The following is a 21,538-nucleotide window of genomic DNA, read 5'->3' as shown; positions in this document are numbered from 1 at the left end:
CCACGGCCTGGCCAGCCGCCCGACGTCGGGGTCCCTGGGGCCGGGCTCGTTGGCGGACTCGTGGACGACGGGGCGGTCCCGGACGCGCGTGCCCGGGCGCCAGGTCGGGGATGTCCCGACGCGACTCCACGCGAAGTCCACCGGTCGGCTCACGGTCGATCCCGGCCCGCGCCGCCACCTCAGCCCCACGGGCGAACCAATCCACCCACCCGAAGAGGGCCGCATGGCCGCGTGGGCGGGACGACGACGCCAAGTCCCGTGCCCACCCACCGGACTCCGGCACCTGTGACCGGCGCCACTCGACCAGGGCGCCGGTCACGGAATTCCCCCGCACCGCGCCGGGGTTGGCACCAGGTATGAGCGACCCAGCCGAGCCCGACCCGTCCGGCACAGCCGGCGACCGTTCCCCCGACCAGCCCGTACCCGCCGGGTCCGGCCGGGCCACGGACGCCAAGGCCGAACGGTTCCGCATCCCGCTGGCCGTCCACATCCTCAGCCTGTCGGTGTTCGCGCTGGGCACCTCGGAGTTCATGCTCACCGGGCTGCTCCAACCGATCTCCCGGGACCTGGACGTCACCATCCCGCAGGCCGGTCTGCTGGTGTCGGCCTTCGCGGTCGGCATGGTGGTGGGCGCCCCGGTACTGGCGGCGGCCACCCTCCGCCTCCCCCGCCGTACGACCCTGGTGGCGCTGTTGGCCGTCTTCGGACTGGGCCAGGTGGCCGGCGCCCTCGCCCCCACCTACTCCCTGCTGTTCGCCACCCGGGTCGTCAGCGCCCTGGCCTGCGCGGGCTTCTGGGCGGTCGGTGCCGCCGTGGCCATCTCCCTGGTCCCGACCTCCGCCCGGGCCCGGGCGATGGGGATCATGGTCGGCGGGCTCAGCGTGGCCAACATCGTCGGCGTACCGGCCGGGGCCTACCTCGGACAGCACGCCGGTTGGCGCTCCGCCTTCTGGGCGGTGGCCGTGATGGCGGCGATCGGCGTGGTGGGGGTGCTGCTGTGCGTCCCCCACACCCGTCCGGCCACCGGAGCCGACCGCCCCCGGCTGAAGCGGGAGGTAGGGATCTACACCGACGGCCAGGTGTGGCTGGCCGTGGCCACCATCGCCCTCCAGGCGGCGGCGACCTTCGCCCTGTTCGCGTACCTGGCACCGCTGCTGACCGACGTGTCCGGCCTGGAGGAGGGCTGGATACCCACCGTGCTGGCGCTGTTCGGCGTCGGCGCCCTGGTGGGTACGACGGTCGGCGGGCGGATCGCCGACGGGCGGCTGTTCCCCACCATGCTGCTGGGCACCGGCGCCACCGCCCTCGTACTGGCCCTGCTGGCCCTCCTCGCCCACAGCCCGGTGGCGGCGGTCGGCCTGTCGATGCTGCTCGGGCTCACCGCCTTCACCTGCGCACCCGCGCTCAACGCCCGGATGTTCGAGGTCGCCGGCGCCGCCCCCACCCTGGCCGGCGCCACCGCCACCTCCTCGTTCAACATCGGCAACACGGCCGGCCCCTGGCTGGGCGGCCAGGTGATCGACGCCGGCTGGGGCTACCCGGCGGTGGCCTGGACGGCGGCGGCCGTGGCCGCCCTGGCCACCGGCGTCGTCCTCTGGGCCCGCGCCCTCCACCACCGTGACCGGGGAGGTCCCGGCTCCACCGTGGTCGCCGGCGTCTCCCCCCAACGCGAACCCACCCCCACCCCGGGGCGCGGAAAGGTGTCCGACCACCCGGGCTAGCGGCCGGTCACGGTTCCCCACGCTGGCCCGCACGAAGCCGGCCGGGGCCCGGCCCCGGGTACGGAGCCGAGGTCCGGCAACGGTCACCGAACGCGGACCAGCGGACTGGTCACGGTCACCCTGGTAGGGCGAACCCGCCAGCTCAGGCCACCCCCTCGGGGCAAGCACTCCGCCACCCCCTCGGGCTCAGCGGACCGGTCACGGTCAGCCCATCACAGGGGCACCCCTGGGGGAGCGCCCACACCTCCCGGGCCAACACCCTCAGGGTGGACCAGGCACACGCGTGGGGCCTGATCGATCGAGTAAAGCTCGAAGAACTCCATGAACGTGTACAGGTAGTTGAGGACGACTTCCTCGAAGGCGAACCCCTGGACCTGCGGTGCGAGGCGATCTGGACCAGTTGCTCGTGGCATTACAGTGCCAACCACCACCGCCCGCTCGGCGAGTTCGTCGACCGTATGCAGCGCATGGTCAGCCCGGGCGGTGTGTTCGGCGCGGAGTTCATGATGCCCGTCGAAAGACGCCACCACATGATCGAGCACTACACCTCCCCGGAACGCCTGCACCACCACTTCCTGGGCGACTGGGAAGTCCTGCTCACCCTGCACACCGACAGGTTCACCGAGCGGCCCCACATCGGCCGACTGCAGGACCACACCCACCGCATGGGCCTGCTGATCGCGGCCCGGACGTCCACCTCCACCGACCACTTCCGAGAGAAGGACAGATGAAGCACGAATACGAGGCGAAGTTCCTGGCCGTGGACGTCGCCGGCTTCCAGACCAAGCTGAGGGCCCTCGGTGCCGTCCGGGCGTTCCCCCGCGCTCTCCTCACCCGCAAGATCTTCGAGAACGACTCCTTGGACGGAGGAGCCTGGATCCGGCTGCGTGACGAGGGCACCCGCTCGACGCTCACGCTCAAGCAGGTCACCGACGCCACGACGATCGACGGCACCAAGGAGATCGAGACCGAGGTCACCGACCTGCACGCCATGGCCGACATCCTCCGCCGGGTCGGCCTCACCGAGGTGCGCTACCAGGAGAACTACCGCGAGGAATGGCGCCTGGGCGAGGTCGCCTTCGACTTCGACACCTGGCCCGACCTCCCCACCTTCCTGGAGATCGAGGGGCCCGACGAGGCGTCGGTACGGCAGGCCGCCGGGCTGCTGGACCTTGACTACTCCGAAGCCCGCTTCGGCAGCGTCGACGAGATCTACAAGAGCGAGGCCGGCCGTGACATCCTCGCCGAGCCCACGCTTCTGTTCTCCGACGCCGAGAAGGAGCAGGACGCTTCTCCTTCGACCAGAAACCGTTGATCACGGGGCCGACGAGCGCCGCTGACGTAAGTCGCCCTACGGCACTCGGTGATCCCCGGGATCACCGAGTTCGCCCGAGGAAGACCGCGCGCACCAGCAGCCATCGAAGGCGGCAACGGATGGGGGCGACGTGGCCCAACACCCGTACGCAGCAAACGAGTTACCCCTCGACAGGGCCAACCTCGACCACACCCACCCCGAGGCGGGCGGAGGTGGACCCACGGGCCAGCCCAGGCACCCACCCCGGCAGAGGCGCCACCAGTGGAGGGGAGCCCCGGCAGGCTCCCGACAGGCAGCCCCCCGCCCGCACCCCGACGGGCATGGTGGCCCCGGGCTCCGGTCACGGCGAGCGGGGGTCGCTCAGGGGGTGCCCGCCGGGGACGGGCCCCGCGGGGTACCGGCGGCGCCGGTGGGGGTGCCGGCGCGAGGGGGGCCGCGCCGTTTGGGGCGCCGTAGTCCGGCACCGGTGAGCCGGCGCAGCAGTTCCTTGCTGCCGACCTCCACCGCGCCCAGCCGTACCGCGTCCTCGTACCACTCCGACGGCAGGTCGTAGTGGTCGCGGTCGAAGGCGCGGGGCGGGCAGCCGAGGGTGGCGGCGAACCGGTGGAGTTCCTCGTACGACAGGTCGCTGACCAGGTGCGACCAGAACCGGCCGTGGCCGGGCCAGCGCGGAGGGTCGACGTAGACGGTCATCGGCGGGGGTCAGGTCAGCCGGGCGGCGAGGGAACCCACCCGGGCCACGGCGGTGGAGGTCTCCGGGCAGACCCAGTGCGGGTCCTCGCCGAGTTCCGGCTCCACACCCAGCGGATGCAGGTCGTTGCCCTGGCAGACCGGGCACAGTGGCCAGCGGCCGTAGCGGTCCAGCAGGGCGTCCTGGACGTCCTGGGCGACCAGCCCGGCGACGTACCCCCGGCCCTCCGGCCACTGTTCCGCCCACCAGCGGCGGTGGCTGACGGCCTCTTCGACGAGGGAGACCACGTTGGCCGTGGCGACGTCCCCCACCGTGAGGTCGGCCAGGATCAGGGCCCGGGCGCGGTGTAGTGCCTGCTCCAGTGTCGGTCCGTGCTGTGGTGTGGAGGCTTCCATCCCTCCATTGCACCAGAACCGGGGCCCGAACGTACGGGGTTGACCAGCCTCTCCGGGCCGGTCAGAGGGGTTGACGGACTCCGGGGCTGGAAATACCTTCCTCCTGTGACCCATCCAGTGAAGGAAAGTTTCGCCACTGCCTCCCCACCCGTGGTGCCACAGTCTCCCCCGGCCCCACGGCGTTCCTCCGCCACGCCCTCCGGCCCGCCCGGACCCGCCGCGCTCGCCGCCAAGGTGCGCACCATGGCCCCGTCCATGACCCGCTCCATGCAGCGCGTCGCCGAAACCGTCGCCCAGGACCCGGCCGGCTGCGCCCGGCTGACCGTCACCGGGCTCGCCGAACGCACCGGCACCAGCGAGGCCACCGTGGTCCGCACCTCCCGGATGCTGGGCTACCCGGGCTACCGGGACCTGCGCCTGGCCCTCGCCGGCCTCGCCGCCCAGCAGGAGTCCGGTGCCGCCCCCGCCGTCACCGCCGACATCGCCGTCGACGACCCCATCGCGGAAGTGGTCACCAAGCTCGCCCACGACGAGCAGCAGTCCCTGGCCGACACCGCCGCCGGGCTGGACACCAGCCAGCTGGAGGCGACCGTCGCCGCCATGGCCACCGCCCGCCGGGTCGACATCTACGGTGTCGGCGCCTCCGGGCTCGTCGGCCAGGACCTCGCCCAGAAGCTGCTGCGCATAGGCCTGGTGGCGCACTGCCACACCGACCCCCACCTGGCGATCACCACCGCCGTGCAGCTGCGCCCCGGTGACGTCGCCGTGGCGATCACCCACTCCGGCCGCACCGTCGACGTGATCGAACCCCTCCGGGTGGCCTTCGACCACGGCGCGACCACGGTGGCGATATCCGGCCGGCCGGACGGTGAGGTCAGCCAGTACGCCGACCACCTGCTGGCCACCTCCACGGCCCGGGAGAGCGAACTGCGGCCCGCCGCCATGTCCAGCCGTACCGGCCAACTGCTGGTGGTGGACTGCCTGTTCATCGGTGTCGCCCAGCGCACCTACGAGTCGGCGGCGCCCGCGCTGTCCGCCTCCTACGAGGCCCTGGCCCACCGGCACAGCCCACGTCAGCGCTGAGGTCCTGTCCGCCTCGGTGAAACCCCGTCGTTGACCACGAAAGTTGACCACGAAAAGAGCCGCAGCACACATGACCTCCGAATCCGAGTCTTGGCCGTACGGGATCGGAACCACGGGTTCGAGCGACGGACCCGGACCCGAGGATCTGCGCGCGCAGCTGGACAGCCTCACCACCGAGGCGTTCCGCAGCGAACTGGCCGAGATCGACCAGCTGCCCACGGTGGAGATCGCCCGGCTGATGAACGCCGAGGACGCCTCCGTACCGGGAGCCGTGGCCGCCCAACTGCCCACCATCGCGGCGGCCATCGAGGACATCGCGGAACGCATGGCACGCGGTGGACGGCTGATCTACGCCGGCGCCGGCACGGCCGGGCGGATGGGGGTACTCGACGCCAGCGAGTGCCCGCCCACCTTCAACACGGCCCCCGGCCAGGTCCGGGGGCTGATCGCTGGCGGCGCCTCCGCCCTGGTCACCTCCAGTGAGGGCGCCGAGGACAGCCCCGAGCTGGCCGCCGAGGACCTGGACGCCCTCGGCGTGTGCGAACGGGACACCGTGGTGGGCATCTCCGCCTCCGGCCGCACCCCGTACGCGGTGGGCGCCGTGGAGCACGCCGGCCGACGCGGGGCACTGACCGTCGGGCTCTCCTGCAACGAGGGCTCGCCCCTGGCCGCCCGCGCCCGCCACGGCATCGAAGTGGTCGTCGGCCCCGAGCTGCTGACCGGCTCCACCCGGCTGAAGTCCGGCACCGCCCAGAAGCTGGTGCTCAACATGCTGTCGACGATCACCATGATCCGGCTCGGCAAGACCTACGGGAACCTGATGGTCGACGTACGGGCCTCCAACGACAAGCTCCGGGCCCGGTCCCGCCGCATCGTGGCCCTGGCCACCGGGGCCGGCGAGGAGGAGATCGAGCGGGCCCTCGGCGAGACCCGGGGCGAGGTGAAGAACGCCATCCTGTGCGTGCTCGCCGGAGTCGACGGCGACACCTCCGAACAACTGCTGCGGGACGCCGACGGCCACCTGCGGGTCGCCCTGCGCCAGGCGGCCAACCAGCCCAGCAACGGCGCCGCCCGACGCGGCTGAGCCACCCCCTCCCCCACGGCCTCGTACCCCGGCGCTGTCCGGGGTACGAGGCCGTCACGGTCCCACGGGGGGGTACCGCGCGTGGGCCCCTCAGCCGCGCCGCAGCATCAGCAGGGCCAGGTCGTCGTGGACCGGGTCCTCCTCCACCCCCGCGACCAGGTGGTCGGCCAGCGCCCCCAGGTCCCAGCCGCCCGGGGCACGGTGGGCCCCGCACCAGTCGGCCAGCCGCCGTACCAGGTGCTCCACCGACCGCCCGTAGTCCTCGCCCCGGCGCTCCACCAACCCGTCGGTGTACAGCAGCAGGGTCGCCCCCCGGGGAAGGGGATGGCTGACCACCGGGTACGGGCCCCGCCCGAAGGTCCCCAGCGGCAGGCCCCCCGGCCCGTCCAGCTCCCGCACCCGCCCGTCCGGCTCCAGCAGCACCGGCAGGGCGTGACCGGCCCGGGCCAGCCGGAACCACCCGCCGTCCGGCGACAGTTCGGCCACCGCGCAGGTGGCGAACCGCTCCGTCTCCAGCTCGGTGAGCATCTGGTCGCCCTTCACCAGCAGCTCCTCCGGCCCCGGCCCCTGGGCGGCGTACGACTGCATGGCCACCCGCAGGTAGCCCATCACCGCCGCGGCCTGCGCGCTGTGCCCCTGCACGTCCCCGATGACCAGCAGCACCCGCCCGTCCGGCAGCGGCACCACGTCGTACCAGTCACCCCCCACCTCCAACCCCTCGGACCCCGGCAGGTACCGCACCACCAGGTCCACCCCGTCCAGTTCGGGCACCCGCCGGGGCAGCATCATCCGCTGGAGTTCGGTCATCTGACCCCGCCGCTGGTCCAGGGTCCGCGACCGGTCCAACGCCTGGGCCAGCACCCCGGCCACCGACTCGCACAGACCCCGGTCCTCCTCGCCGAAGTCGTGCGGCCGGTCGAAGCCCAGCGCACACACCCCGACGGTGCCCTCCTCGGTCACCAGCGGCAGGAACGCCCAGGCCTGCTCCCAGTCCTGCGGAGGGAAGTCCTCCCCGTACGTCCGCAGGTACTCCTCACGGGTCGCCAGGTAGTGCGGCCGATCCACCAGCACCGCCCGGGCCGAACCGAACCTGCGCCCCGCCCGGTTGATCAGCCGCACATGGATGCGCTGCTCCTCCTCGGTGAAGCCGTGGCTGCCCACGATCTCCACCTGCTCTCCCTCCAACACCAGCACCACCAGGGTGCGGGCACCCAACGCGGGCAGTACGGCGGCGGACGCGGCCTCGATGACCTCCTGGGTGGACAGCGCGCCGGTGACCCCCTGGGTGACCCGAACGACGAAATCCCGCCGCGCCGCCTCCCGCACCTCGCGCCGCCGCTCCTCGGTACGGTCCCGCACGACGCCCGACACCCCCTGCGGGCGGCCCCGGGCGTCATGGAGCACCCGCCCCTCGGCGGCCACCCACCGGACGGTGCCGTCCGGGCGCCGTACCCGGTAGCGGGAACGGAACCTGCCGCTGTCCACACCGTCCGCCAGGTCCCGTTCCACGTCCGATACGTCCTCCGGGTGCAGCGCCCGGAAGAAGCTCTCCACCTGTTCGTCGAACAGGTGCGGCTCCACCCCGAAGAGACGGCAGGTCCGCTCGTCCCAGATCAGCCGGCCGGAGTCGAAGTCCCAGTCGAAGACGCCCAGTTCGGCGTTAGCCATCGCCAACTCCAACCGCGCGCTACGGCTCCTTCCGTCCACCGTCCACAACCCGCCCGCCGGGTCCTCCCCGGCCTCGCCGACGTGAGCGGTCGGGGCACTCTCGGCGTCCCCGGCGCCTGCGGTGTGCGCGGCACCCCCGGCGTCCCCGGCTTCCGCCCGGTCACGCCCACCGGCCCCGTCCAGCCGCCGTGCGCCCAGCGCGCACAGCAACCGCAACTCCTCCCTCAGCCGCCGCCCCGGCTCCTCGGGCGGGTGCTCCACCAGCACCACCCCCACCAGCCGCTCCCCCACCATCAGGGGCAGACAGTGGAAGGCCACCGGCCGGAAGAAACTCGCCACATCCGGGTACGGCACCCGGAAGTACTCCGCCGGCGTGAACATCGCCCGCCGTACCCGGGCACAGCGGGCCACCGGCAGTTCGGCGCCCGTCGAGATCCGACGGAACCGTTCCAGGGCCCCCGGGTCGTACCCCCGACCCGCCGCCAGCCCCAACCAGCGGGAGTCCGTCAGGAGGTAGACCACACCGTTGCGGCCGGGAACACGGGCCAGGCAGGCGTCCAGCAGGACACCGGGAACGCTCGCCGGATCGGCCTCGTCCAGCAGGCCCAGCGCCAGGGTCACCGCGCTCCTCCCGCGGGTCAGCGGGACCCCGGGCTCCCTCTCGGGCGTCGAGCCGTCCGTTGTCCGCACCGTGGTCCACCTTCGCGGAGTGACGCTCCGCCCCTGGCGGGGCGCTTCGCCGGCAAGAATAGGCGTTACGCGGCTTTTCCACCCGTTCGAGAGGGCACCCCTTCCGGCCGGGGACACCCCTCCCCAACCGCCACCCCCATCGCCACCCCCGCCCCTCGGCACCCCCTGCCACGGCCCCCGCCGGCTTCCCGGGCGAGAGGGTCCGGCGGCGGCACCCCGAGGGGGCGGGCCCCCCGACCTCGCACCCTCCGGGTGGGCGGCCCGGCTCGCCACGAGCGGCCGAGGCGGCGGAAAGGTCAGGCCGGGCGGGCCGGGCCGGCAAGCTCGGCGCGGAGCCGCATCGGGATACCCCAGCACGGGGCAGGCCCTCGACCTCGCTCGGCGAACCCCGGGGCGGACCATCACGTTCCGGTCACCTTCGACGATTCCGAAGGGCGTACCAACCCCCTCCGCCGACCAGGAGTGTTCCCCTCACGGCAGGTGCGCCCGAAGACCATGGGCGTTGACATGCTCACGGCGCCACCGGGACGCTGGGCCCCGCCAAGCACTCCTGCGTACCGCGACCGAGCGGTCACGCACCGACCAAGGAGAGCCATGAACCGCAAAGCCCTCGTCGCGGCGGGTGCGGGTCTCGCCCTGCTGACCCCCCTGGCACCGGCCGCCGCATCGGCCGTCCAGGGCCAGGACGCCAAGCCCACCGCCCGAAGCCAGGACGGGCCCAGCGCTCAGGCCATCAGTCGCGCCACGGTCATCAAGCGGGCCAAGACCTGGTTGACCGCCAACAACGGCTCCCAGGTGCCCTACAGCCAGAGCAAGACCTTCCAGGGCTACCGCACCGACTGCTCCGGCTACGCCTCCATGGCGCTGAAGTACGGCAAGCCGGGCACCAACACCGTGGGCCTGGCGACCAGCGACTTCACCTCGAAGATCAAGATGGCCAACCTGAAGAAGGGTGACCTGGTCATCGACGCCAAGGGCAGCAACACCACCCGTCACGTGGTGATCTTCGAGAAGTGGACCAGCTCGGCGAAGAACAAGTACTGGGCCTACGAGCAGCGTGGCGGTCACGGCACCGACCACCGCAAGCTCACCTACGGCCTCGGCAGTGACGAGTTCGACGCCTACCGCCCCAAGAAGTACTGAGCGGGACCCCGAGAAAACCACCGCACCACTCGACCGAGGGGGCGGCCCGGAACCACTTCCGGGCCGCCCCCTCGGTCCTGCCTCCTCCCGCCACGGGCCGCCCCCGGAGCGATGCCCCCGGCCCGTGTCACGTCCGTGGCACCCGCGCCCGTCTGGTGGCTGTCAGCGGAACGAGCCGAGGAGGACGGAACGACGACCGCACGGCAGACCGGCCGGCCACCGCGTGGGGGTACCACGGCCCGCGCCCGGCGGACGCCCGAGGGGCCACCGACCCAACAGCGCGCGGACGGCCACCCGAAGAAGCCACCCCGGGCACCCCACCGGCACGCGCCGTGCCGTATCAACGCCGAAGGGCGGCACCCCGGTTGAGGGGTGCCGCCCTTCGGGTCACGGCGGACGCCGATCCATCCCGGAGAGGGTGGATCAGAAGCCCATGTCGCCGCCCATGCCACCGGTCGGGTCGCCGGCGCCGGCGGCCTGCTTCTCCGGCTTGTCGGCGATGACGGCCTCGGTGGTGAGGAACAGCGCCGCGATGGAGGCCGCGTTCTGCAGAGCGGAACGGGTCACCTTGGCGGGGTCGATGATGCCCTCGGTGACCATGTCCACGTACTCGCCGGTGGCCGCGTTCAGGCCGTGGCCGACGGTCAGGTTGCGCACCTTCTCCGTCACCACACCGCCTTCCAGGCCGGCGTTGACGGCGATCTGCTTCAGCGGGGCCTCCAGGGCGAGCTTGACGGCCTGCGCGCCGGTCGCCTCGTCACCCTCCAGCTCCAGCTTCTCGAACACCGAGGTGGCCTGCAGCAGGGCCACGCCACCACCGGCGACGATGCCCTCCTCGACGGCGGCCTTGGCGTTGCGCACCGCGTCCTCGATGCGGTGCTTGCGCTCCTTCAGCTCCACCTCGGTGGCGGCACCGGCCTTGATGACGGCCACGCCGCCGGCCAGCTTCGCCAGACGCTCCTGGAGCTTCTCGCGGTCGTAGTCCGAGTCGGAGTTCTCGATCTCGGCGCGGATCTGGTTGACCCGGCCCTGGACCTGCTCGCTGTCGCCGGAGCCGTCGACGATGGTGGTCTCGTCGCGGGTGATGACGACCTTGCGGGCGCGGCCCAGCAGCTCCAGACCGGCGTTCTCCAGCTTGAGGCCGACCTCCTCGGAGATGACCTGGCCACCGGTGAGGATGGCGATGTCACCGAGCATGGCCTTGCGGCGGTCGCCGAAGCCGGGGGCCTTGACGGCCACGGACTTGAAGGTGCCGCGGATCTTGTTGACCACCAGGGTGGACAGGGCCTCGCCCTCGACGTCCTCGGCGATGATCAGCAGCGGCTTGCCCGACTGCATGACCTTCTCCAGCAGCGGAAGGAGGTCCTTCACGTTGCCGATCTTGGAGTTGACGATGAGGATGTAGGGGTCCTCCAGCTCCGCCTCCATCCGCTCCATGTCGGTGGCGAAGTAGGCGGAGATGTAGCCCTTGTCGAAGCGCATACCCTCGGTGAGTTCCAGCTCCAGACCGAAGGTCTGGGACTCCTCGACGGTGATGACGCCTTCCTTGCCGACCTTGTCCATGGCCTCGGCGATCAGCTCGCCGATCTGGGCGTCGCCGGCGGAGATGGAGGCGGTGGAGGCGATCTGCTCCTTGGTCTCGACCTCCTTGGCCTGCTCCAGCAGGGCCTCGGAGACGCGCTCGACGGCGGCCTCGATACCCCGCTTGAGGGCCATCGGGTTGGCGCCCGCGGCGACGTTCCGCAGGCCTTCCTTCACCAGCGCCTGGGCCAGGACGGTCGCGGTGGTGGTGCCGTCACCGGCGACGTCGTCGGTCTTCTTGGCGACCTCCTTGACCAGCTCGGCGCCGATCTTCTCGTAGGAGTCCTCAAGCTCGATCTCCTTGGCGATGGAGACACCGTCGTTGGTGATGGTGGGGGCGCCCCACTTCTTCTCCAACACGACGTTCCGGCCCTTGGGGCCGAGGGTGACCTTGACGGCGTCAGCGAGCTGGTTCATACCGCGCTCAAGGCCGCGCCGTGCCTCCTCGTCGAACGCGATGATCTTGGCCATGTGAAGGGTCCTCCCTGGAGGGTCCCTCCCATACCGACGGCCCGGCCCGGACGGCGCCCACACTCGGGCACCCCCTGCGAGGACCACGGGGGAGGTTGGGTTCGATACGGACCGCGCTGGCGCCCGCGACGGACGGCCCACAACCCGGGCGGTTCCTTGCTCCCACCCGGTTCGCCGGCCTCACCGACCCGGTCCTTCTTTGTCACTCTCACTCGCAGAGTGCTAACGCCAATGATTAGCACTCGCCCCCCGAGAGTGCAAGCGCCTCCCGGTACGCGCACGCGTGAGGACCCGCACCCCGTGGGTGCGGGTCCTCAACTCACGCAGTGTGGCCGACGCTTGGGACATGGGGGCGCGCCAGGTCGCCTCTCAGGTCAGTGACGTCTCAGCCGGTGGCGTTCAGCCGGTCACGCGGACCATGTCCGCCTGCGGCCCCTTCTGCCCCTGCGAGATCTCGAACTCGACTCGCTGACCTTCTTCCAGGGTGCGGTAGCCGTCCATCTGGATCGCGCTGTAGTGGACGAACACGTCCGCACCACCGTCGACCGCGATGAAGCCGTACCCCTTCTCCGCGTTGAACCACTTGACGGTGCCCTGAGCCATGCCTAACTCCCCTATTACTGGCCCTTGCGCGGGTCAGCACTTCGCGGACCCGGGTCAGACCTCACCTCCGGCGTACCGAAAAGGCCCGCCAGAACTGTCGACCGCGGCTGAATGTATCTGGACGGGAGCCCGCTGCAACAGGTCGTCGCGGCGAGCAAATCCAGTCACCCGGCGATAGCGGAAACCCCCAAAGAGCGGATAAGTAGGGCAGATTGGGCCGGACAATTAAGCCTTTCTCGGCAATCCCGGCAAGCAATTCCCTCGGAAGTTCACCGGGAACGCGTAACCCTCTTCCGTCGCAGCGTGGACACTTGACCGCTCCGCGTACGGAAGCCCCCACCCTACCCGCCCTCCGAACATGCGATGAACATGCGACGACCCCCTCCATCACCTGGAATGGAGGGGGTCGTTCCCCAAGTGAAACGATGATCCCGAAGAATGCGATCTCCGCGACAACGGCCGAATCCTTATGCTTGCCGCGTCGCCAAATGGGCAGCCGCCTCTCACCCTTCCGTCCACCGGTGCCGCGAGAGGCCCGAACAGCCGCCCCGCACAGCACCAGCACCGGCCCGCGAGCGCCCGGCGAGGTACCGGAAGGGGCTCAGCAGCCCCCGGCGACCGCCGGAATGATGGAGATCCCGGCCCCGTCCGGCGTGGGGGTCTCCAGGCCGTCGGAGAACCGCACGTCGTCGTCGTTCACATAGACGTTCACAAAGCGGCGCAGCTTTCCCGAATCGTCCAGAACGCGGGCCCCGATACCGGTGTGCCGCCGATCAAGATCGGACAGCACCTCGGACAGGGTCGTCCCCTCGGCCGACACCTCGGCCTGGCCGTCGGTGTAGGTGCGCAGAATGGTCGGAATACGAACGGTGACGCTCATCGAAAAGCTCCCTTGGTCTGTCCTGGGGTGAGTCTGCACCCGGGTTCGGTCCTGTCTGGGCAGCGCGCCCGGGCCGCCGCGTACGCCCTTCCACGAGCGGCCCGGCGCGGTACGAACGGCGGTTCTCGGCGACCGCGGTGGTCAGGAGAGCCCCGCCGCGCGGAAGGCCTCCAGGTCGGGGCGGATCGTGGCGGTCGGGCCGCTGTCGGAGACCGCGTTCAGCGTCTTCAGCCCGTCACCGGTGTTCAGCACCACCGTGGTGAGCGACGGGTCCAGTCGCCCCTCCTCGATCAGCCTGCGGGTCACGCCCACCGTCACACCGCCGGCGGTCTCCGCGAAGATCCCCTCGGTACGGGCCAGCTGCCGGATCGCGTCCACGATCCGCGCGTCGTCCACGTCCTCCACCGCGCCGCCGGTACGGCGGGCGATGTCCAGCACATAGGGGCCGTCCGCCGGGTTGCCGATGGCCAGCGACTTGGCGATGGTGTCCGGCTTCACCGGCCGTACCACCTCGTGGCCGTCCTTGAAGGCCCGCGACACCGGGGAGCAGCCCTCCGCCTGGGCGCCGAAGATCCGGTACGGCCGGTCCTCCACCAGGCCCAGGCGCACCAGCTCCTTCAACCCCTTGTCGATCTTGGTGAGTTGGGAGCCGGAGGCGATCGGCACCACGATCTGGTCCGGCAGCCGCCAGCCCAGCTGCTCGCAGATCTCGTAGGCCAGGGTCTTGGAGCCCTCCCCGTAGTACGGGCGGAGGTTGACGTTCACGAAGCCCCAGCCCTCGCCAAGCGGGTCGCCGATCAGCTCGGAACAGAAGCGGTTGACGTCGTCGTAGTTGCCCTCGATGCCGACCAGGTCACCCCCGTACACCGCCGCCATCACGACCTTGCCCTCCTCCAGGTCGTGCGGGATGAACACACACGACCGGAAGCCGGCACGGGCCGCCGCCGCGCCCACCGCGCCGGCCAGGTTGCCGGTGGAGGAACACGACAGGGTGGTGAAGCCGAAGGCGCGCGCCGCCTCCACCGCGATGGCGACCACGCGGTCCTTGAACGAGTGGGTGGGGTTGCCCGAGTCGTCCTTCACGTGCAGTTCCCCGGTCACCCCCAGTTCGGCGGCCAGCCGGTCGGCCCGTACCAGCGGGGTGAAACCGGGGTTGAGGTTGGGCTTGGCGGCCACGTCCGCCGGGACGGGCAGCAGCGGGGCGTACCGCCAGATGCTGTGGGGGCCGGACTCGATGCGGCGCCGCAGTTCCTCCGGGTCGCCCTCGGGCAGCTCGTAGGCGACCTCCAGTGGGCCGAAGCAGGAGCCGCAGGCGAAGATCGGGCCCAGCGGGAAACGTTCCCCGCACTCACGACAGGACAGCGCGGCGGCGGGCCCCAGGTCGACGGAGGTGGCGGAGGTGGTGGTCTTTTCGGCAGCTTGCACAGCCATGAAGGCGAGGCCCTTTCTCCTCATCTTCCCCGTGACGTATCTCGCCTACGGGCCGGAATTGGCACCTTCCCCACGACCACCTCAGGAGGGACGACCACCGGCGTGCGGCTGGCGGTCCCACCTGTGCGGCCCTGCCGGACCACGTCGCGGGAGGGTTGCCGGGGCTTCAACGGGCCGTTCCCTCTGCCCCTCTGGATGAGCGGTATGGCACCGGCGGGCCGACCGCCGGGCGTTTGTCCCCGACCCCGGAAGCTGGAGGGGTCAGGCATTGCCCAGACTGTAACCGAAGCCGGGGAAGACCGAACAAGACGTCCGAACACCGAGATACGACACGAGACGGACCCCAGACCGGGGCACGGAAGGGGAGCGCACGGTGCTGCCAGAGGTACGACGATGGCTGACCGAACGGTCCTGGTCGGTGACCGACCGGTCGACCGAACAGCTGCTGGCCGCCAAACGGGCGGCCGGCCCCCGGGGCACCGTGTCCGTCGTACTCCCCGCCCTCAACGAGGAGCACACCGTCGGGGACATCGTCACCACCATCCGTCAGCGGCTGATGACCGACACCTGCCCGCTGGTCGACGAACTGGTGGTGATGGACTCCGGCTCCACCGACCACACCGCGAAGGTCGCCGCCGAGGCGGGCGCCCGGGTGGTCGCCCGGGACGAGGTGCTGCCCGGCCTGCCCGCCCACCCCGGCAAGGGCGAGGTGCTGTGGCGGTCGCTGATGGCCACCCGTGGCGAGGTCATCGCCTACGTGGACGCCGACCTGCGCGACTTCTCCCCCGCGTTCGTCACCGGCATCGTCGGGCCACTGCTGACCGACCCCGGGCTCCAACTGGTACGGGCCACCTACGACCGGCCCCTGGAACTGGACGGCGTCCCCCTGACCGAACGCGGAGGACGGGTCACCGAACTCGTCGCCCGCCCCCTGATCAACCTGCACTGGCCCCGGCTCGCCGGCTTCGTCCAGCCGCTCGGAGGGGAGTACGCCGCCCGCCGCGAACTGCTGGAGCGGCTCCCCTTCCCGGTCGGCTACGGCGTGGAACTCGGCCTCCTCATCGACAGCCTCCACCTGGTCGGCTTGGACGCCCTCGCCCAGGTCGACGTCGGTACCCGGCGCCACCGCCACCAGGACGACCAGGCCCTCGGGCGGATGGCCGCCGCCATCTACCAGACCGCGCGCCGACGGCTCACCGACGAGCCACGGCACCTGCCCCACACCGCCCTCGTACAGTTCCGGCGCGCCACCGACGGCACCCCCCTGCCGACCACCCACCAGCTCAACACCGAGGAACGGCCCCCCATGGCCAGCGTCCCGGAGTACGCGGCCCGCCGAGCCGCCTAGGGTGCGCCGCTCGGATCCCCGCGAGGCGCGCGTGCGGCGTCACCGGGCGCACCGCACCTCGCCGCGTTGAGGCGGTGGCGGTCGGAGTCGTCGTGGCGCCGCATCGACTCCGCCTCCGCCCTGCCGTGTCCCAGGGCCCACGACACCAGAAGGCGCTCCCTGATCTCCCGAGATCCAAACGACCCACCCCGACCCGGCCCCCGTGGCGACGGCTCTACGTCGGGGAGGGCCGACGCGGTACGCGGGGCCGGGCGTCGAACGGTCGCGAGACCCTGGGGCGGCCGGGGCACGGTCGGGACATCGGCCACCCCGGGCAGGCCCGACCCTTCGCGGCACCGGCCGGGGCAGGGTCACGGCCACCCCGGGGCCGGGCAGCTACGGCACCTTGGCCGGACGCCGTCCCGGCACGGGGGCCCGTAGACCCGACGGCAGGTCAACGGGGCTCGCGATACCGGCGGTTGGGGCTCCGGGGGTGCCCCGTACCGGCCCGCCCCTCAGGGGCCCGTACCTCCTCCGTACTCCACTTCTTCGGCCGCGCACCGGCCCCGCCCGAGCGCGGCGGCCCATCGGCGAGACCTCGGTCGCACTGATCAGCTGTCTGGTTTGCCGGGAACCTCACCGGGCTAGGCATCCCCCCATGCCCCACCCCACTCACGCCCCGCCCGAGCACGGCTCGCCCCTCCTGGTCGCCTCCAACCGGGGCCCGGTCAGCTACTCCACCGCCGAGGACGGCACTCTCAGTGCCCGGCGCGGAGGGGGCGGACTGGTCTCCGGGCTCAGCGCCATCGACCCCGAGGCCGGCGCGGTCTGGGTGTGCGCCGCCCTCAGCGACGCCGACCGGCTCGCCGCGGCACGCTCCGGCGGGCGGCTCGACCCCGCCGACACCGGCGGGCAGGCGGTACGCATGGTGGACATCGACCCCGAGGTCTTCCGCGACGCCTACGACCAGATCGCCAACTCGGTGCTGTGGTTCGTGCACCACATGCTCTACCAGACCCCCCTGGAACCCGCCTTCGACAGCGACTTCGCCGGACAGTGGGCCTCCTACGAGCGGTACAACCGGGCCTTCGCCGAGACCCTGGCCCAGGAGGCCGCCGAGGGCGCGACGGTACTGGTGCAGGACTACCACCTCACCCTCACCCCCGGGATGCTCCGGGCCCTCCGCCCCGACCTGCGCGTGGGTCACTTCTCCCACACCCCCTGGGCGCCCCCGGACTACTTCCGTATGCTCCCCGCCCGGCAGGCCGAGGCCGTACTGCGCGGTGTCCTGGGCGCCGACCGCGCCGCCTTCCTCACCCCCCGCTGGGCGTCCGCCTTCGTCGACTGCTGCGTCCAACTGCTCGGCGCCCGCGAGGAGGGCCGGCCCGCGCTCCCCACCCTCCACGGCGGCCCCGGGGAGCCGGTGGACACCTCCTCCTGGACCGTGACCCTCGACGGGCACACCACCCGGATCGGCGTCCACGGACTGGGCGCCGACGCCACCTTCCTGCGCGAACGGGCCGCCCGCCCCGACGTGGACGAACGCCGCCAGGCCCTGCGCGAGCAGATCGGCCACACCCCCGAGGGCGCCCCCCGGCACACCGTCGTACGGGTGGACCGCACCGAACTGTCCAAGAACATCGTCCGGGGCCTGCACGCCTACCGCCGGCTGCTGACCGACCGACCCGAGTGGCGCGAACGGGTCGTCCACCTCGCCTTCGCCTACCCCTCCCGCCAGGACCTCGCCCTCTACCGCTCCTACACCGAGGAGGTCTCCCGGGTCGCCGAGGAGATCAACTCCGCCTTCGGTACGGACGGTTGGACGCCGGTGCTCCTGCACGTCCGCGACGACTTCGCCCGCTCCCTGGCCGCCTACCAGCTCGCCGACGTCGCCCTGGTCAACCCCATCCGCGACGGCATGAACCTGGTCGCCAAGGAGGTGCCCGTACTCTCCGAACGGGGCTGTGCCCTGGTCCTCTCCCAGGAGGCCGGCGCCCACGAGGAGTTGGGACGGTACGCCCTGGTGGTCAACCCCTACGACATCACCGGTACGGCCGACGCCCTGCACACCGCCCTCACCATGGACGACGCCGAGCGCCGCGACCGCTGCGCCCACCTCGTCGAGGCGGCCACCGCCCTTCCGCCCACCGAGTGGTTCCTTCAGCAACTCCAGGCCCTGCGGGGGTAGGGAGGAGGACGGTAGGGGACGGGGGCGGCGCCCGGTGGCCGCTGGGTGGGCCGGGCGTGAGAGGCGGTGGTTCGCCGGCGGTGGGCGGGGCGGGTGGCCGCGCGGGGAGATCTCGGGGGTGCCCTCCGGGCTCACCGTGGGTGGAGTCGCGGTGCGGGGCGGGGCGGTTCACGGCGTTCGGACACCTCCAGCCTGTGGATAACTCTCCCGCCAGGCCACGCCCACCCCTGGGGCGCTATGGGCACTTTCAGGCGTTAAGTGGCTGGGCCGTTCACGCCAGTTGGCCGGTTGCCCCCGGGCCCGAGCCCTCTGTTCCACGGCCCCCACCGCCCACCTGTGGATAACTTCGGGGGTTTTTGGTGGGTGGGTGATGATGGGTGGTGCCGCGGTGATCTCCGTTCGTGCACCGTGCGGGCTCGTTGTGACCGGTTGCCTTCGCTTCCTTGGTGAGGGGCCTCTCTTCGCGTGGAGGGGCACCTTTCCGTGGGGGGTGGGGGTGGTGTCGTGGACAGCGGGTGGAGCGGGGGTCGTCTACGCCTGGGGGCCGGTTTGTGCGCACCCTCGGGCGTCTCGGAGGAGGTGGTGGAGGGTGGGCTTGGGGGGAAAGGGGGGCCGGGGAAAATCCCCCACAACCAAACCCAACCCACCCCGTTGCCCAGCCACCAGCCCGACACCAGCCCGCCGCCCCGACTCCCGGCCCCCACCCCCCATCGCACTCCCGCACCCCACCCACACCACGCGGGCCGCCAACGGCGCGCTCTCCCACCCCACCGCACCCCACTGTCGCCCCGCCCCCACACACAAACAGGCCGGGGCTTGGGTGAGGCGCGGTGGCGCCTCACCCAAGCCCCGGCCAGGGTCTTTCACAGAACCGACCCCGGGCCACGGCCCGAGAGTCACCCGGACGCAGCCCGGAGGTCAGTTCCTCAGCCCGGCAGCGGGCTGAGGACCCGCCGGACTACTCCACGAAGTAGGTGGGGTTGGGCAGCTTGTAGCCCTTCTTGGCGTGACCGCCGTCGAGGTCGGACTGCTGGTCGCCGAAGTTGCCGACGATGTGGAAGCCCTTGTCCTCCAGGTGCTCACGGGTGCCGGCCTTGTACTCGACGGTGCTGCACTCCCACTTGGCGGGGGTGGCGCAGTGGTCGAGGTAGGACGGCGGGTTGGCCTTGTCCTTGGTGAAGACGTGGCTCTTGTCGAGCTTGGTGTCGAAGCCGACCTTCTCCAGGTTCTTCACGGCCGGCTTGCGCAGGTCCTCGGACAGGCCGGTGAGGAAGAAGATCTCGACGCCGCGCTTCTTGGCGTACTCCACCAGCTCCGGCATACCGAACACGGCGGGCCGGTCGGCCTTGGAGACGTACTCGTTCCAGGTCTCCTCGTCGAAGGTGTAGTTGGTGGAGCGCTCGTAGTCGAAGCTCAGCAGCGAGGTGTCGTCGATGTCGAGCACCAGGGCCGGCTTGCCGTGGCGGTGGTGCTTGCCGTGCTGGGTGGCCTGGCGGATGTCCTTCTTGGCCTCGTGCTGGACGCGCGCCAGGTCCTTGGCGTAGTCGCTGTCCGGGGAGGAGGTCCAGGTGCCGTCGTCGTCCTGCTCGGCACCGTAGTAGTCGTCGATCTCCCCCACCAGCTTGCCGATGTTGTACGGCTCGGTGCTGTGGGTGGGGTTGGCGCCGCCGTCGGCGCTGGCCGCGCCGGAGCCGTACAGCACCGCGCCGGTGAGCACACAGGCGCTGGCCGCGCCGGCGATCTTGAGGGACTTGCGCATGGGTGGGCCTTTCGTGTGGGGAACCGCGCCGGCGGGGTCGAGGCGGTGAGTGACGGTGCCGTCCCTCGCCGTGTCTACGCGGGTCACATGACGTGCCCCTCTCTTCTATCGACGTGCACATGTCCACCACAACCCCCGACGCCGGGCGGAGTTGTCAAGAGAGTGCCAAAGACGGGGCCCCTACCGGTACGACCAGCCCCGACCGCCCGTCCGCCAACTCCCCTCGGAAATCCCGTACGAGGGCCGGAAGCCACCCCGGCACAGCCCTCGCCCCCTCCCCCGCGCGGCGCCGCGCTCCTCAGTCCCCCAACGTTTCGGCGATCCGCTCCAGCAGTTCGGCCACCCCCTCCGGGCCGTCAACCACCAGGTCGGCGCGGTCGTTGAGCGCGGTGACCTCGGGGTTGCCGGCGCTGACCAGGGTGCCCCGCACGGTACCGGCGGCGCGGAGGCCCAGCAGGGCGTCGTAGGCGGGGAGGTCACCGAGGTCGTCGCCGCCGTAGACCACGGCGCGGGCGCCGGTGGAGGTGACGAGGTCGGTGAGGGCCTGGCCCTTGTCGGCGCCGGGTGGGCGCAGTTCCAGGACCAACCGCCCGGGTTCCAGGCGCAGTTGGTGGGCCCGCGCGAGCTGGTGCAGCGGGCCCTCCAAGGCGGTGAAGGCGGCGGTGGGGTGCTGGGCGCGGCGGGTGTGGACGGCGAGGGCGTGGCCCTTGTCCTCGATGTGTACGCCCGGGTCGGTGTCGGACCGCCGCAGCAGGGCGGGGAGTTCATGGCGGAGGGCCTCCACCCCGGGGTGGGGCGGGGGGAGGGTGAGGTGGCCGTGGTGCCAGCGTTCGGCTCCGTAGGCGCCGAGGACGGTGACGCCGCTCAGCTCGGGGTGGTCGGTGAGCCGGGCGTTCTGGGCGGCGGTTTGGGCGGGCCGGCCGGTGATGAGGGCGAGGGTGCCGATCCGGGGGGCGAGGCGGATCAGGGCGTCGACGGCGCGGGGGTGGGCCCGGGCCTGGTCGGGGTCGTCGACGATGGGGGCGAGGGTGCCGTCGAAGTCGAGGGCGATCAGGGCGTGTCGGGGGTCGCTGAGCAGGGCGTCGAGGCCCTGGCGTCCTTCGGCGGTGGTGGGGGCGGGCGGGGCTGGCTGGGGTGACATCTGCGGGCCTCGGGCGTGGTGGGTGGTCAGCGGCTGTCGCGGTGGCGTTGGCGGCGGGCGCGGAGGCGGTGGACGGTGTGGGGCGCGTGGGCGAGGGCCCGGGGGTCGTCCAGGAGGGCGTTGAGGAGTTGGTAGTAGCGGGTCGGGGAGAGGCCGAGCCGTTCCCGGATGGCGCGTTCCCTGGCGCCGGGGTGGGGCCAGTTGTGGCCGGCGAGGTCGAGTACGGCGCGGTCGGTGTCGGTGAGCTGGGGGCGGTCGGGTGGGGGCGCGGCGTGGTGGGTGTCGGGTTCCCGGCTCATGGGGCAAAGGTAGTCGGCGGGTGTGACGTCGGGGGTGTGTTGGGCATTCCTACGGTCTACACCTCGGC

The 21,538-nt window shown here is 71.8% G+C and carries 18 protein-coding genes and 1 riboswitch; of the genes, 8 read left to right on the top strand and 10 right to left on the bottom strand.

All coding sequences use genetic code 11. From position 1 onward, the window contains the following. The first annotated feature begins 470 nt into the window (after positions 1-470). From ABZT14_RS01395 to ABZT14_RS01385, 3 genes are all read left to right on the top strand, one after another. Positions 471-1,721 (top strand): Cmx/CmrA family chloramphenicol efflux MFS transporter, encoded by a 1,251-nt coding sequence (locus ABZT14_RS01395; protein WP_356296978.1) that lies wholly within the window; start codon positions 471-473, stop codon positions 1,719-1,721. 266 nt (positions 1,722-1,987) lie between these two features. Next, complete coding sequence (locus ABZT14_RS01390; protein ID WP_356295180.1) at positions 1,988-2,452, top strand: SAM-dependent methyltransferase; 465 nt, start codon at positions 1,988-1,990, stop codon at positions 2,450-2,452. Next, the gene (locus ABZT14_RS01385) at positions 2,449-3,036 is read left to right on the top strand and encodes a CYTH domain-containing protein (RefSeq protein ID WP_356295176.1); all 588 of its coding nucleotides are present in this window, start codon (positions 2,449-2,451) and stop codon (positions 3,034-3,036) included. Before ABZT14_RS01390 ends, ABZT14_RS01385 begins: the two co-directional genes overlap by 4 nt. A 360-nt stretch (positions 3,037-3,396) precedes the next feature. Here the strand turns inward: ABZT14_RS01385 and ABZT14_RS01380 are convergent, their stop codons facing one another. Next, positions 3,397-3,729 carry a DUF4031 domain-containing protein gene (locus tag ABZT14_RS01380; RefSeq protein WP_356295175.1) on the bottom strand — a complete coding sequence of 111 codons (333 nt, stop codon included), beginning with the start codon at positions 3,727-3,729 and terminating at the stop codon, positions 3,397-3,399. A 9-nt stretch (positions 3,730-3,738) separates the two neighbouring features. Then, a complete protein-coding gene (locus ABZT14_RS01375) occupies positions 3,739-4,122 on the bottom strand; it encodes a hypothetical protein (protein ID WP_356295172.1) in 384 nt (127 codons plus the stop codon). Positions 4,123-4,275: 153 nt separating this feature from the next. Here ABZT14_RS01375 and ABZT14_RS01370 point away from each other — a divergent pair, with 153 nt between their 5' ends. Together ABZT14_RS01370 and murQ are read left to right on the top strand one after the other, a co-directional pair. Continuing rightward, on the top strand, positions 4,276-5,205 hold the full coding sequence (locus ABZT14_RS01370; RefSeq protein ID WP_356295169.1) for a MurR/RpiR family transcriptional regulator: 930 nt from the start codon (positions 4,276-4,278) through the stop codon (positions 5,203-5,205). A 70-nt stretch (positions 5,206-5,275) separates the two neighbouring features. Continuing rightward, on the top strand, positions 5,276-6,289 hold the full coding sequence (gene murQ, locus ABZT14_RS01365; protein WP_356295167.1) for an N-acetylmuramic acid 6-phosphate etherase: 1,014 nt from the start codon (positions 5,276-5,278) through the stop codon (positions 6,287-6,289). A 90-nt stretch (positions 6,290-6,379) separates the two neighbouring features. Here the strand turns inward: murQ and ABZT14_RS01360 are convergent, their stop codons facing one another. Continuing rightward, positions 6,380-8,578 carry a SpoIIE family protein phosphatase gene (locus tag ABZT14_RS01360; protein ID WP_356295164.1) on the bottom strand — a complete coding sequence of 733 codons (2,199 nt, stop codon included), beginning with the start codon at positions 8,576-8,578 and terminating at the stop codon, positions 6,380-6,382. Positions 8,579-9,241: 663 nt separating this feature from the next. Between ABZT14_RS01360 and ABZT14_RS01355 the strand changes: the two genes are divergently transcribed. Further along, positions 9,242-9,790: a hypothetical protein gene (locus tag ABZT14_RS01355; RefSeq protein WP_356295161.1), complete on the top strand. Its 549-nt coding sequence runs from the start codon at positions 9,242-9,244 to the stop codon at positions 9,788-9,790. 423 nt (positions 9,791-10,213) lie between these two features. Here the strand turns inward: ABZT14_RS01355 and groL are convergent, their stop codons facing one another. The 4 genes from groL to thrC all read right to left on the bottom strand — a co-directional run bounded on the left by groL (position 10,214) and on the right by thrC (position 14,756). Further along, positions 10,214-11,842, bottom strand: a complete 1,629-nt coding sequence (gene groL, locus ABZT14_RS01350; RefSeq protein WP_356295159.1) for a chaperonin GroEL — start codon at positions 11,840-11,842, stop codon at positions 10,214-10,216. A gap of 399 nt (positions 11,843-12,241) precedes the next feature. Continuing rightward, positions 12,242-12,445, bottom strand: a complete 204-nt coding sequence (locus tag ABZT14_RS01345; protein WP_018386095.1) for a cold-shock protein — start codon at positions 12,443-12,445, stop codon at positions 12,242-12,244. A 601-nt stretch (positions 12,446-13,046) separates the two neighbouring features. Continuing rightward, a complete protein-coding gene (locus tag ABZT14_RS01340) occupies positions 13,047-13,325 on the bottom strand; it encodes a MoaD/ThiS family protein (protein WP_356295155.1) in 279 nt (92 codons plus the stop codon). Between the two features lie 141 nt (positions 13,326-13,466). Beyond that, the gene (gene thrC / locus ABZT14_RS01335; RefSeq protein WP_356295153.1) at positions 13,467-14,756 is read right to left on the bottom strand and encodes a threonine synthase; all 1,290 of its coding nucleotides are present in this window, start codon (positions 14,754-14,756) and stop codon (positions 13,467-13,469) included. Between the two features lie 17 nt (positions 14,757-14,773). After that, a riboswitch (SAM riboswitch) is annotated at positions 14,774-14,958 on the bottom strand. A 171-nt stretch (positions 14,959-15,129) separates the two neighbouring features. Between thrC and ABZT14_RS01330 the strand changes: the two genes are divergently transcribed. Further along, positions 15,130-16,104: a glucosyl-3-phosphoglycerate synthase gene (locus ABZT14_RS01330; protein ID WP_356295149.1), complete on the top strand. Its 975-nt coding sequence runs from the start codon at positions 15,130-15,132 to the stop codon at positions 16,102-16,104. 637 nt (positions 16,105-16,741) lie between these two features. Continuing rightward, positions 16,742-18,271 carry a trehalose-6-phosphate synthase gene (locus ABZT14_RS01325; RefSeq protein WP_356295146.1) on the top strand — a complete coding sequence of 510 codons (1,530 nt, stop codon included), beginning with the start codon at positions 16,742-16,744 and terminating at the stop codon, positions 18,269-18,271. 958 nt (positions 18,272-19,229) lie between these two features. Here ABZT14_RS01325 and ABZT14_RS01320 read toward each other — a convergent pair. From ABZT14_RS01320 to ABZT14_RS01310, 3 genes are all read right to left on the bottom strand, one after another. Then, positions 19,230-20,030, bottom strand: coding sequence for an HAD family acid phosphatase (locus ABZT14_RS01320; protein ID WP_356295143.1), 801 nt, complete (start codon positions 20,028-20,030; stop codon positions 19,230-19,232). A 298-nt stretch (positions 20,031-20,328) separates the two neighbouring features. Further along, positions 20,329-21,171, bottom strand: coding sequence for a trehalose-phosphatase (gene otsB, locus ABZT14_RS01315; RefSeq protein ID WP_356295140.1), 843 nt, complete (start codon positions 21,169-21,171; stop codon positions 20,329-20,331). 26 nt (positions 21,172-21,197) lie between these two features. Next, positions 21,198-21,470, bottom strand: a complete 273-nt coding sequence (locus ABZT14_RS01310) for a DUF3263 domain-containing protein (RefSeq protein WP_356295137.1) — start codon at positions 21,468-21,470, stop codon at positions 21,198-21,200. Between the last annotated feature and the right edge of the window lie 68 nt (positions 21,471-21,538).

The sequence above is a fragment of the Streptomyces sp. NPDC005438 genome (assembly GCF_040606315.1).
Lineage (GTDB): Bacteria > Actinomycetota > Actinomycetes > Streptomycetales > Streptomycetaceae > Streptomyces.
The sequence above is the reverse complement of the archived record's forward strand: the minus strand, read 5'-3'. Positions and strand labels throughout refer to the sequence as shown.